This is a genomic window from Enterobacter sp. C6 (assembly GCF_008122455.1).
In the GTDB taxonomy this organism is placed as follows: Bacteria; Pseudomonadota; Gammaproteobacteria; order Enterobacterales; family Enterobacteriaceae; genus Enterobacter; species Enterobacter pseudoroggenkampii.
In genome coordinates this window covers 1-12,650 of sequence record NZ_QPFW01000153.1, presented here as the reverse complement: position 1 = coordinate 12,650, position 12,650 = coordinate 1, and the positions used below count along the sequence as shown (strand labels likewise).

Below are 12,650 nucleotides of genomic sequence, written 5' to 3'. Positions count from 1 at the left end.
GATGTGGCGCCCGGCGGCAAGGAACATGGAAAGCTCGTCGCGCTCCTGCACGCAGAGGCGGTGAATGGTGACATCCGTCAGCGAGCTGTCTTCCGGATCGCTCGCCAGCACCAGCCCCAGACAGAAGAACGGGCCAGCATCAATCGGCGTGTTGGTCGGAGCCGGAAGCAGCCTGCGCAGGTCGAAGTCAGGATCGTCAGCGTAGAAGACCTGCTCCTGGCAGGGGGCCTGAGAGGCCGGAACGACAACCGGCGCAACCGGCTTTTTCACCGCCTGGCCGACGTGTTTTGCCAGTTCAGAGGGCTCGCAGCCTAACAGAAGCGCCGCGCGCTCGCGGCTGGCGTGCATGCCCACCAGAATGCGGGAGTGCGGATAGCCCTTAATGCTGTTGAACATCATGGCCGGGCCCGTGCGGGTTGGGCGTTTGACCGTGCCGCCTGCGCCGATATGGCGATAGACACCCGCCAGCTCCGCGTTGGGATCGACCGGACGATCGGTTTCAAGATAGTGCCCTTCGTGGCGCTGCAGTAAGGCGATGGCGCTGCGGAGATCGTTAATCTTGTTTTCCATATTTTCCTCCCTCGGTTGAATACCTCCATTTTTATGGCAATGGCCAATAGCATCAATTGCATCATTAATGTTAAATTGATAAGTAAATTAATATCAATATAAGGAGGCGTCTCGTGCAGTTTCGTCAGATGCGCCACTTCATCGTCGTGGCCGAAGAGCTCCACATGCACCGGGCCGCCGAGCGTCTGAACATGGCGCAACCGGCGCTGAGCCAGCAGATAAAGGCCCTGGAAGAGCGTTTAGGCGTCACGCTTTTCAGCCGTGCGAATCGCCGCTTAACCCTGACGCCCGCGGGCGAAGCATTCCTGGTAAAAGCCAGGCTCGCCATCTCCCTCACCGAGCAGGCGGTGCTGGACGCCAGACAAACGGCACGGGGCGAGCAGGGGGTGTTAAACCTCGGATGCGTGTCGAGCGCGATGTTCGACGGCAGGCTGCCCGCCGCGCTTCGCCAGATGCACAGCCGCTGGCCGGCCATTACCATGTCGCTGATGACGGGAAACGTGCAGACGCTCTATGCCGCCGTGCAGAGCAATCAGCTCGATGTGGCCATCATCCGCGCGCCGCTGCCGTCGCTGCCGGACGATCTGCAAAGTCGTCCGTTCACCTCGGAGAAAACGGTGCTGGCGCTGTATCGTCAGCATCCGCTGGCCGGGTCCGCCGCACTGACGCTTTCGTCGGTGAAAGACGAAAAATGGATCTCCCTGCGCGACCCGGAGGGAATGGGGCTGGAACAGTATTTCTATGACGCCTGCAGCGGGGCGGGCTTTCAGCCGGACGTAGTGCAAAACGCGACCGACGTGCCTACGGTGATAAGCCTGGTTTCGGCAGGGTTTGGGCTGGCGCTGTTGCCCGCGTCGGCAAAGGCGGTGAGCGTCGAGAATGTGGTTTACGTGGACATTCTCGACCGGCTGCGGGAGAGCGAACTCACCCTGGTTTGCCACCGGATTATTCGCTCAGAAGTGCTTAAAAAGTTTCTGGTTACCCTCGATCACACCTGACGTCCGGCGGCCCGCAGCAGCTTTTCACGCAGCCAGGCATTTGCCGGATCCTGGCTGTTTTTCGGGTGCCAGTACATGTTGATGGTAATTGGCTGGAGCGGCAGCGGCGGTGGGAAAATATCCAGCGTGCTGGCGAACTGTCGCAGCATCCGTTCCGGCAGGGTACAGACCAGGTCGGTACCGGCAACCAGCGGTGGCGCCATGGCGTAGCTCTGGGTGGACATGGCGACGTGTCGCTGATAGCCCAGCCCGGCAAGGGTTTGGTCGATAAAGCCGGTAAAGGGATCTCCCGCCGACGACACCACCAGATGGGAAAGCGCGCAGTAGCTTTCCAGATCTAACGGACCTGTTCCGCGCGGATGGCCTTTACGCTGGGCGGTGACAAACGCGTCGTCGAGGAGTTTGCGCCTCACCCAGCCGTCATGAGCGCCCGCGCTCACGCCGATGTAGATGTCCACATCCCCGTTTTCCAGCTGCTGCGGCAGGTCAGCCATCTCCGGCAGGGCGAAGCGCAGGCGGATGCCGGGGGCGTCGGTTCCCACCTGGTTAAGCAGTCCGGTACCGAGCATCAGCGCCGGGTTCTCATGCAGCGCGATAACAAAGGTCCGGCTGCTGGTTTGCGCATCAAATGCCGTGGGGGCAAACATCGCGCTGATGCCGCGCAGTACGTTCGCCACCTGCGGCTTGAGCGCTTCCGCTCGCGGCGTGGGTAATACCCCGCGTCCATGCGGGGAGGGAATGAACAGCGGTTCGCCAAACAGCGAGCGCAGACGCGCGAGACGGGCAGACAGCGCGGGCTGGCTGATGCCCAGCCGAGCGGCCGCATGGGTGATGTTCCTGTCCTGAAGCAGGGCGTCCAGCGTCAGGAGCAGGGCTATGTCCATGTCAGATATCCGCGTCATCGCTCTATTTCGCGCCGCTGGCGTCCCGGTTGGTATAGGTGACTGGGACCCAGGCATAACCGCCTTTCTCGCCTTTCGTCACATAGCCGATGCCCGGGAAAGGCAGGTGCGGGGCGGCAACCAGGTCCTTGTTTTTCAGAAAGTCAGCGAACGCATGCTCGCGTACGCTTGCCGCTTTGTTCTGATCTTCATCGTAGGTGATGGTCACCGCAGGCTGCGGGAACTGAACCGCCGCGGCATGAATGATGTCGCCGACAAAGGTGATTTTCTCGCCTTTACTCGTTAGCGTGTAGAAGGCTGAACCCGGCGTATGGCCGGGATGAACCGTGCCGGTCAGACCCGGGAGAATCTCCGATGTACCGCTAAACGGCACCACTTTCCCCGCGTCAATATAGGGCTTCAAGGTCTTCTGCGCGACGTCAAAGTAGTTCTTGCCGTAGCCGGTTTTCTTCTGATTGTCGTCGTTAAAGAAAAAGTCGATATCCGGTTTGCCAACGAAAACGCGCGCGTTGCTGAACACCACCTTGCCATCTTTCACCAGGCCACCGGCATGATCGGAGTGAGCGTGAGTCAGCAGGACTTCAGTGATGTCCTCGGGTTTTATCCCCTGCGTGGCGAGGCTTTCAACTAGACGTCCGCCGGTATCAGGACCAAAGAGCTGGCCTGAGCCGGTATCCACCAGAATTTTATGTCCGGGCATCGCAATCAGGAACGCGTTGATGGACACCTCTGGCGGGTTGGTCTGGAAATTTTTCGCGAGCAGCGCATCAATGTTTTGCGGCGTAGTCCGGCGCAGCAGCTTGTGCAGATCCTGCGCGACGGTCCCGTCGGTAAACGAGGTGACCAGAACGTCCCCAACCTGAACGCTGTATCCGCCCGCCGGTTGTTTAACGACGTGCTGGGGCGTCTCTGCCGAAGCCTGGAGCGCAGGGTAGAAAAGCAGTGAACTGCAAATCAGCGTGGAAAGAGCAAGTTTTTTCACGGTAAGCATACGAGTCTCCTTTGAAAGTGCTCATCTTACTGCTCCGTAAAATTATAAGAACCTGCCCAGAAATGATAGGACCTATAAACGGGATGGATAGCCAACCGAAGGGCCGGGAAGGCGGGCAATGCCTTTTCCAGCCCGTAAGACCTTATTTTTTCAGCGGTGCGTTCCAGCTATCGAGCGTGGCTTTGGACCAGGCGCCATAAGCGGCATTAGGCAGCACAATCCAGTCGTTGCCGAAATGTTCGGCGCTGGCTTCAACCAGCTCACGCTGCTGCTCGCTCGGCTTTTTGTTTTTAAACTGCACGGCGAAGTCCGGCAGGCTGTCACCGAACAGCATCACGATCTGCTGCTTTTTGAGGATGCTCTGGCGGCGCTCTTCCTTGCTGACCGTATCCAGCAGCACGCTTTCGTCAGACACCTGCGGCAGGCCGAGAGCGTTTAACGTCTTCAGCGTGTCGGCTTTATTTTCCTGCATACGATCCGAGACGTAGTAGATCCGGACCTTGCTTTGATTCACGTGGTCAAGAAACGCTTTCGCCCCCGGGATTAAGCCGGGTTTTCCCTGCTTCTCCCAGTCGCTCCAGGTGTCCCATTGTGTATAGTCGTGACACTGCTCCGCGTCGCGCACCAGCAGAGGGGTGTTATCCAGCACCGTTTCGTCGAGGTCTATCACCACGGCGTAATTTTCGGGCGTTTTCAGATCCTTTAACTTCTCGTTGAAACGCTCGGTGGCAAACCGATAGGTTTGCAGCTGAAGGGCCATAATCTCTGCCGATTTCTGCTGATAGCGCAGCGCCATTTCGTACGCTTTCGGTTCACACAGGTCGCGCCCGGCAGCAGTCGCGGTTGCCGCTGCACTCATAACAGGTAATGCCAGCAGTAATGCCTTAGCCATTGAATTCACGCTTTTTTCCTCAACACCCTGGTTAAAATCCCGAAAGCGTAATGAAATTCAATGACAGAAATATGACGGTCGCGTCGCTAGACCAGCATGTAATACCAGAATAGGGCGACCTCGTCTTTTTCCGGCAAGGCGTTATACAGATAACGATCGTATCCGCCCAGGGTGAACCCGTAGTTACGGTAAAACAGACAGGCAGAGACGTTCACATTTTGTGTTTCAAGCCGTAATCCCGGCGCGTTTACGCTGCGGGCCCAGACGTGGGCGGCGGCCATCAATTTTTGTGCGGCGCCGGTTCTGCGTTTTGTACGCTCAACGGCGATATAATCCACTGAGATAAATTTATTCCAGCCAATTGAGGCGGTAATAAATCCGGCTATTTCACCGTCATCCGTTTCGGCGATAAGAAATATGGCGTCCGGATTAACGCAGTGATTTTCAAGGGTTTGAATGTCGAGCTCGTAGGTTTTTATCCAGGGCTCGGCGACGGCTTCGATATGCAAATCACAATGGATAAAGGGCTCTCGCGCAATGTGGCTAATGGTGAAAGAAAAGTCACAACATTCAAGACGGACGAGGTCCGTATTTAATCCTTTTCGAATCTGCATAATTTTCCCGGTAGTGAGTTATTTCATAAAGAATAGACGAAGCGGTTAAATCCGCTGGGCTAACACACTTTTAATCCTGAACTAAGCTTGTACTTCGTTCCGCGTAAAATGTGGGTCATTCGAGGACAATGAATGGAATTCAGGACATTTCAAAAGCGGTGGGGTGCTGAGTTTATTTCCGATGACGTTGTACGTTTTCGCGTCTGGGCAGAAGGACAGAAAGAACTTACGCTACGTCTGGCCACCGCCGACGTGCCGATGACGGCAACGGGCGACGGCTGGTTCCAGGCAGACGTCCCCGGCGTCACGCACGGTGCAGAATATCAGTTTGTTCTTCAGGACGGCATGGCGGTGCCCGATCCCGCCTCGCGGGCGCAAAAGGGCGACGTTAACGGCCCCTCGGTGGTGATCGATCCCCGACGCTACCAGCCGGTCAACCGCGACTGGGCAGGGCGTCCGTGGGAAGAGACGGTTATTTACGAACTGCACATGGGCACCTTTACCCCGGAGGGCACCTTCCGGGCGGCCATCGACAAGCTGCCGTATCTGGCAGAACTCGGGATTACCCAGCTTGAAGTGATGCCCGTCTCTCAGTTTGGCGGTTCCCGCGGCTGGGGGTACGACGGCGTGCTGCTGTATGCCCCACACTCAGCCTACGGTACGCCGGAGGATTTCCACGCGTTTATCGACGCCGCGCACGGGCTGGGGCTTTCGGTGGTGCTGGATATCGTGCTCAACCACTTCGGCCCCGAGGGGAACTATCTGCCTTTGCTGTCGCCCGCGTTTTTCGATGCACAGCGGATGACGCCGTGGGGCAACGGCATCGCCTACGAGCGCGAGCCGGTGAGGCAGTACATGACCGACGCGCCGCTCTACTGGCTAACGGAATACCGCCTTGACGGCCTGCGGTTTGATGCCATCGACCAGATAAAAGACGGCTCCGACACGCATATTCTCGAGGAGATTGCCACCAGGATCCGCGAGGCCATTCCGCACCGTCACGTTCACCTGACCACGGAAGACAGCCGCAACGTGATTTTCCTGCATCCGCGCGATGAACAGGGCAACGCGCCGCTGTTTACCGGCGAGTGGAACGATGACTTCCACAACGCCGCCCACGTGTTTGCCACCGGAGAGACGCACGCCTACTACCAGGACTTTGCCTTTGAGCCGGAGAAAAAGTTCGCCCGGGCGCTGGCGGAAGGCTTTGTCTACCAGGGCGAAGTGTCTCTGCAAACCGGCAAATCCCGCGGGGTGGAGTGCCGCACGCAGCCGCCGCAGTTCTTCGTCGATTTTATCCAAAACCACGATCAGACCGGCAATCGCGCCCAGGGCGAGCGGCTTATCTCCCTCGCGGGTGCCGACAAGACGCGGGTGCTGCTTGCCGCGCTGCTGCTCTCCCCGCATATCCCGCTGCTGTTTATGGGCGAGGAGTTTGGGGAAACGCATCCGTTCCTGTTCTTCACTGACTTTCACGGCGAACTGGCTAACGCGGTCCGTGAAGGGCGCGCGAAAGAGTTTACCGGTCATGCCGGGCACGATGAAACCGTCCCGGACCCGAACGACGTGAACACGTTTATCCGCTCAAAGCTCGACTGGCATAAAGTCGCCACCGACGAGGGCAAGACGTGGCTGCGCTATACGCGCCATCTGCTGACGCTGCGCCATCGCTATATCGTTCCGCTTCTGCATTCGGGCGGCGCCGTTGAGGGCCATGTGCTCAAGACCGCGCCCGGCATGGTGGCGGTGAGCTGGCGCTTCCCGTCGGGGACGCTATCTCTGGCGCTGAATATCGGCATTAAGCCCGCCGCGCTGCCCGCTCTGGCGGGGGAGACGCGTTTTGCCTCGCCGGAAGTCACCGACGTTTTACCCCCGAACGGTATTGTTGTTCGCTTTGCTGATGGAGAAGCATCGTTATGATCCCTTCCGCCACGTACCGAATTCAGTTCCGTAACGGCATGACGTTCGACCGCGTTGTGGCGCTGGTGCCGTATCTGAAGGACCTCGGCATCAGCCACCTTTACGCGTCGCCCGTGTTCACTGCCACGACGGGGTCCACCCACGGCTATGACGTAACCAACCCGAATGAAATCGACCCCGCCATCGGCGGGCGGGAAGGATTTGACCGCATGGCCGCCGCGCTTAAGCAGGCCGGCATGGGGTTGATTCTGGACATTGTCCCGAACCATATGTCTACCTCGCTGGAAAACCTCTGGTGGCGCGACGTAATTGAATATGGCCAGCAGAGCCGCTATTTTCGCTATTTCGATATCGACGGCTCGCGCCCGCTTACGCTGCCGTTCCTCGGCGACACCTTTGAGGCGGAGCTGGAGAAGGGTGCCCTCACCCTAAAACGTGACCCTGTCACGAAAAAGGCCGCACTGGTCTACTATGACGCCGAGTATCCGCTCAACCCGGGTACGTACAGCGAGGATAAGAGCATCGCTGAACTGCACGACGCGCAAAGCTGGCGGCTGATGTCCTGGCGGGAAGCGCCGAAGCAGCTCTCGTGGCGGCGCTTCTTTGAGATCACCGGGCTGGTCGGCGTTCGGGTTGAAGATGATGCGGTCTTCGACGACACGCACCGGCTGATCCTTGAGCTGGTCCACGCGGGCGTGGTGGACGGCTTGCGCATTGACCATGTCGACGGCCTGGCGGATCCGCTGGGCTATCTGCAGCACCTGCGGCAGGCCACCGGGCCAGACTGCTACATTACAGTCGAAAAGATCCTCGCCAAAGGGGAACAGCTCCCCGCTGACTGGCCGGTATCTGGTACCACCGGCTACGAGTTTATCGCCTCGCTGGCGGAAGTGCTGGTCGACGACGATAGCCTGGGGCGTCTGGAGACCATCCACGACGAGACGCTGGGCATCACGGTCGATCGCCACGCGGAACTGCGCGATGCCAAAGGCCTGATGGCCGATCGTAATTTTGAGGGTGAATTCACCACGCTGCTGAACCTTGCTGAGGATCTGGCACGCCGCAATGAGGTTGCGCTGCCGCGCGAGGAAATCCGCCACGCGCTGCGCGAACTGCTTATTGCGTTTCCGGTCTACCGCACCTATGGCACTCGCGAGGGGTTAACCCAGACGGACGTGGCGCTGCTTAACCGCGTGGTTGCCAGCGTGGAGACGTCGGAAGCGGCGCTCAGCCTGATCGTGCGCATTCTTACCGGCGACCTGCCGGAAGCGTGCTGCGACACCGCCGCGCTGTTCAGGACCCGCTTCCAGCAGCTCACCGGGCCGCTGATGGCGAAATCCGTTGAAGACACGCTGTTCTTCCGCCACAACCTGGAGCTGGCGCTCAATGAAGTGGGGGCCGACCCGACGCCGCGCGCGTTTTCATTATCCCGCTTCCACCAGGAGATGCGTATTCGCCAGGCCCGTCAGCCCGACGCGCTGCTGGGCACCTCCACGCACGATACCAAGCGCGGGGAAGATGCCCGGGCGCGTCTCTACACCCTGACGGAAGCCCCGGAACGGTGGGGTGAAAACCTGGCCCGCTGGCGGCAGATGAACCAGACCCAGGTGCGTTTTCTCAATGACGGTACCGCGCCGAACGCCGCCGATACCTGGATGATCTACCAGGCGCTGGCGGGCGTCTGGCCCGCCACGCTGTCACCGGACGACGCCGACGGGCTGAAATCACTGGAAGAACGTTTCCTTGGCTTCCTTGAGAAAGCGCTGCGCGAGGCAAAGCAGCGCACCGACTGGATCGACAGCAACGAGAGCTATGAGAGCGTGGTGTTGAGCTATGCACGGCACCTGCTTTCACCGGACAACACCCTGTTTCTGCACGATTTCAGCGAGGCGATGCAGCCCTTTATCCGCGCCGGGCTGATGAACAGCCTCAGCCAGACGGTGATCAAGCTCACGGCGCCCGGCGTCCCGGATATCTATCAGGGCAGCGAGGCGCTTAATTTTAGCCTTGTCGACCCGGATAACCGACGGGAGCCGGACTTTCCGGCCCTGGTGCAGCACCTCAGCGCGGCGGATGCCGGGGTGTTTGACAACCCGATATGCTGGCGTGACGGCAGGGTCAAACAGTTCGTTACCGCCACGCTGCTGCGGCTTCGACCGTACTACGACGCGCTTTTCCGCTACGGCGACTGGCTGCCGCTTAAGGTCACCGGCGATCGTGAGGATAACCTGATTGTCTATGCGCGCGTTAAGGACGGCGAGGCGCTGATTGTTGCCGTGCCGCGTCTGGTTTTTGACGTCACCGATGATCATCAGCTGTGGGTCAATACCACGGTCGCGTTACCCGACGAACTGGCCGGGAAGCGCTATCGGGATCTGTTCAGCGGCGAAAGCCGCATGCTGCAAGAAACGCTGGCGTTAACGCCAGAAAAGGGATGTGTACTGGTTCTGCTTACCTGCGAATAATCGTGGAGAACGAAAATGGCAAAGGATACAACGTTTGAAATTCGGGCCGGTCATGGCCAGCAGTTGGGTGCGAATTATGACGGGAAAGGGGTCAACTTCGCGCTGTTCTCCGCTCACGCTGAGCGGGTGGAACTCTGTCTGTTTGACCCGTCCGGGAAAACCGAAATCGCCCGGCTGGAACTGCCGGAATATACCCATGAGGTCTGGCACGGCTATGTGCCCGACCTGAAGCCTGGGGCGCTGTATGGCTATCGCGTCTACGGCCCCTACGACCCGGAAAACGGTCATCGCTTCAACCCGCACAAGCTGCTTATCGACCCCTACGCCCGTGAACTGGTGGGCGATATCGACTGGAACGATGCCCATTTCGGCTATGAGCTGGGGCATGATGAACTCGACCTCAGTTTTGACACGCGTGACAGCGCGCCGTTTACGCCGAAATGCAGGGTCATCGACCCGAACGCCTTTGACTGGCAGGACAACAACCGGCCGAACGTGCCCTGGCCGCATACCGTTGTCTATGAGAGCCACGTGAAGGGCTTTACCCAGATGAACCCGGCCATTCCGCCCGAGCTGCGCGGCACGTTTGAAGGGATGGGGCACAAAGCCTCGGTCGATTATATCAAAAGCCTGGGCATTACCTCGGTGGAGCTGCTGCCGGTTCACTGGTTCCCGGACGATCAGCATCTGCTCGACCGCGGCCTGAAGAACTTCTGGGGCTATAACACGCTGGGCTTCTTTGCTCCGGCGTCGCGCTACTACGGCCCGGCGGGGATTCAGGGCTTTCGCGACATGGTACGCGCCTATCATGACGCGGGCATCGAGGTGATTCTGGACGTGGTGTACAACCACACGGCGGAAGGGAACGAGCTTGGCCCGACGCTGTCGTTTAAGGGGATTGATAATTACAGCTATTACCGCACGCTCCCGGACCAGCACCGGTATTACATCAACGACACCGGGACGGGAAATACGGTCAACACCTCGCACCCGCGCGTGCTGCAGATGGTGATGGACTCCCTGCGCTACTGGGCGGAGTCGATGCACATTGACGGTTTTCGTTTCGATCTGGGGACGATTCTGGGCCGCGAGCCCGAAGGGTTTGACCCGCGCGGCGGTTTCTTCGATGCCATGACTCAGGATCCGGTCTTATCTCGACTGAAGCTGATTGGTGAACCCTGGGATATCGGTCCTGGGGGCTATCAGGTGGGCGGATTCCCGCCGGGCTGGGGGGAGTGGAACGACAAATACCGCGACACCGTTCGCGAGTACTGGAAGGGGGACAACGTCTCCACGGACTTTGCCGCGCGGCTGCTCGGCTCCGGCGATCTGTACGATCTGCGCGGCCGTCGTCCGTGGTCCAGCGTCAACTTCATCACCGCCCATGACGGCTTTACGCTGAATGACCTGGTGTCGTACAACGAAAAGCATAACGCCGACAACGGCGAGGACAATAACGACGGGCATAACGATAACCGTTCTTACAACTATGGCGAGGAGGGGCCAACCGAAAATCCGGACATCATCGCCACCCGGGAGCGGCAGAAGCGTAATTTTCTGACCACGCTGCTGTTCTCCCACGGCACGCCGATGCTGCTGGCCGGGGATGAGTTTGGCCGCTCGCAAAAGGGCAACAATAACGGCTACTGTCAGGACAGTGAGATCTCATGGATCGACTGGAAAGGGCTATCCGAAAATGACGCCGCGCTGCGCGAGTTCACCCGGCGGTTGATTGCCCTGCGCGCGCAGCAGCCGCTGCTGCGTCGTGAGAGCTGGCGCGACGGGCTGGAGATTCGCTGGTTCAATGCCGGAGGCGGTCCACAACAGGCCGAGCAGTGGGATGAAGGCTCGACGCTTGGGGTCTCCATCAGCAGGCCGGATCTGCGGCAGGAGGACGGTATCTGGCACGACGTGCTGATGCTGTTCAACCCGTTTGAAGGCACCGTGCCGTTCCAGATCCCGCAGTTTGGCGAAGGGGGATGGGTGCTGGAGCTGTCTACGGCGGATGATGCTGCCACCGGGACAGCGATCACCGAAACCGTAGAATATGAACTGGCCGGTCGCAGCATAACGCTGTTCCGACGACCTTAATTACAGTGACGCCGCCGCCCGGGCGGCGGTGTCATACAGGGAGGAGATCGTGCGTAACAGCTGCGCGGTCTCGCCAATCGACTTCCCGGCAATGCCGCTCTCCGCGTGGATCGCAATCAGACACGCTTCCCGCACGTCCCGATACTTCATGCACAGCGCTTTCCCTTCCTCCGTGGTAGAGAAAAAAAGCTCTTTACCCGCTTTCTCGCTCGTCACGTAGCCTGCTTTGACCAGCTTTTTCAGGGCATAGGTCACCACGTGGGTATCTTCCACGTTGAGGACGAAGCAGATATCGGCCAGCTTTTTCTTGCGGTCGCGGTGGTTCACGTGATGCAGCAGCGAAACGTCAAAGGCGCCCATATCGGGCTCGCCGGCAGCCGTCATGCAGCGCACCATCCATTTGTTAAACGCGTTGCTGGTCATGATCAGCGCATATTCCAGCTCTGATAACTCCGCGCAGCGCTCGGATACCAGGTGGCGGGAAGAGACGATCCGGCCATCGTTGATATCGTCGCGATCGGGTGAAGCACTCTTTTCTGAGGTCATAACGTTCCTTAGCCAGAAATGTAAACTCATCGATAAAATAAGAACATTTTATTGATAATTTGTTTACATGTTTTTGAGGTTCAGATATAGCTTTTTAGCGCAGGTTTTGCGAAGCCTGCCAACAAAACACAACATCGCTCGCCGCAAATTAAAAAAATAGCCGTCGGCGCGCAACGCTCACTTTCGATAGGGTAAACGTTATGGACGGTACTACGCTGCTGCCGCTGATCGGGATACCGATCGTGGTTATTGGTTTTGCACTGCGCTTCAACCCGCTGCTGGTGGTCGTGGTGGCGGGGCTGGCGACGGGTCTGCTAGTCGGGATGGATTTCGGCATGCTGCTGGAGACCTTCGGCGAGAAATTCGTCAATAGCCGATCGCTGGCCACCTTCATCCTGATCCTGCCGGTGATTGGTCTGCTGGAATATTACGGGCTTAAAGAGCGCGCCCAGGCCTGGGTGGCGAAGATCGCCAGCGCCACCTCAGCGCGTATTCTGATGCTCTATTTTGTCGCCCGTGAAGGTACCGCCGCGCTGGGCCTGATGTCGCTGGGCGGTCACGCGCAGACGGTGCGCCCGCTGCTGGCGCCGATGGCCGAAGGAGCGGCGCTGAACGAATATGGCGAGCTGCCGCAGCACATTCGCGACAAAATCAAAGCCCA

The 12,650-nt window shown here is 59.0% G+C and carries 11 protein-coding genes; 5 read left to right on the top strand and 6 right to left on the bottom strand.

What is annotated here, in order from left to right; translation table 11 throughout:
* Nucleotides 1-570 (bottom strand): UbiD family decarboxylase (locus DOU50_RS03665; RefSeq protein ID WP_148768841.1); only part of this gene is annotated, 570 nt, incomplete at its 3' end.
* Between the two features lie 113 nt (nt 571-683).
* On the opposite strand from DOU50_RS03665, the gene DOU50_RS03660 reads away from it, so the two are divergent.
* Nucleotides 684-1,568, top strand: a complete 885-nt coding sequence (locus tag DOU50_RS03660; RefSeq protein ID WP_090416892.1) for a LysR substrate-binding domain-containing protein — start codon at nt 684-686, stop codon at nt 1,566-1,568.
* On the opposite strand, the gene DOU50_RS03655 is transcribed toward DOU50_RS03660, so the two are convergent.
* The 4 genes from DOU50_RS03655 to DOU50_RS03640 form a co-directional block, all read right to left on the bottom strand.
* A complete protein-coding gene (locus DOU50_RS03655; RefSeq protein ID WP_148768840.1) occupies nt 1,559-2,470 on the bottom strand; it encodes a LysR family transcriptional regulator in 912 nt (303 codons plus the stop codon). The genes DOU50_RS03660 and DOU50_RS03655 overlap by 10 nt on opposite strands.
* 4 nt (nt 2,471-2,474) lie before the next feature.
* Nucleotides 2,475-3,461 (bottom strand): MBL fold metallo-hydrolase, encoded by a 987-nt coding sequence (locus DOU50_RS03650; RefSeq protein ID WP_148768839.1) that lies wholly within the window; start codon nt 3,459-3,461, stop codon nt 2,475-2,477.
* Between the two features lie 142 nt (nt 3,462-3,603).
* Complete coding sequence (locus DOU50_RS03645) at nt 3,604-4,353, bottom strand: 5'-nucleotidase, lipoprotein e(P4) family (protein ID WP_416202939.1); 750 nt, start codon at nt 4,351-4,353, stop codon at nt 3,604-3,606.
* Nucleotides 4,354-4,439: 86 nt separating this feature from the next.
* Nucleotides 4,440-4,967 (bottom strand): GNAT family N-acetyltransferase, encoded by a 528-nt coding sequence (locus DOU50_RS03640; RefSeq protein ID WP_024908537.1) that lies wholly within the window; start codon nt 4,965-4,967, stop codon nt 4,440-4,442.
* Between the two features lie 132 nt (nt 4,968-5,099).
* On the opposite strand from DOU50_RS03640, the gene treZ reads away from it, so the two are divergent.
* Genes treZ through glgX form a run of 3 tightly spaced genes read left to right on the top strand, consistent with a single transcriptional unit; the run spans nt 5,100 to nt 11,443 of the window.
* Nucleotides 5,100-6,887, top strand: a complete 1,788-nt coding sequence (gene treZ, locus DOU50_RS03635; protein ID WP_148768837.1) for a malto-oligosyltrehalose trehalohydrolase — start codon at nt 5,100-5,102, stop codon at nt 6,885-6,887.
* Nucleotides 6,884-9,352 (top strand): malto-oligosyltrehalose synthase, encoded by a 2,469-nt coding sequence (treY, locus tag DOU50_RS03630; RefSeq protein ID WP_148768836.1) that lies wholly within the window; start codon nt 6,884-6,886, stop codon nt 9,350-9,352. The genes treZ and treY overlap by 4 nt, the downstream gene beginning before the upstream one ends.
* A 15-nt stretch (nt 9,353-9,367) precedes the next feature.
* Nucleotides 9,368-11,443, top strand: a complete 2,076-nt coding sequence (gene glgX / locus DOU50_RS03625) for a glycogen debranching protein GlgX (RefSeq protein ID WP_148768835.1) — start codon at nt 9,368-9,370, stop codon at nt 11,441-11,443.
* Here glgX and DOU50_RS03620 read toward each other — a convergent pair whose 3' ends face one another.
* On the bottom strand, nt 11,444-11,989 hold the full coding sequence (locus DOU50_RS03620; RefSeq protein WP_024908533.1) for a winged helix DNA-binding protein: 546 nt from the start codon (nt 11,987-11,989) through the stop codon (nt 11,444-11,446). It abuts the gene before it with no gap.
* 200 nt (nt 11,990-12,189) lie between these two features.
* Here DOU50_RS03620 and DOU50_RS03615 point away from each other — a divergent pair.
* A partial coding sequence (locus DOU50_RS03615) for a 5-oxoproline transporter, DUF969 family subunit (RefSeq protein WP_148768834.1) occupies nt 12,190-12,650 on the top strand: 461 nt, incomplete at its 3' end.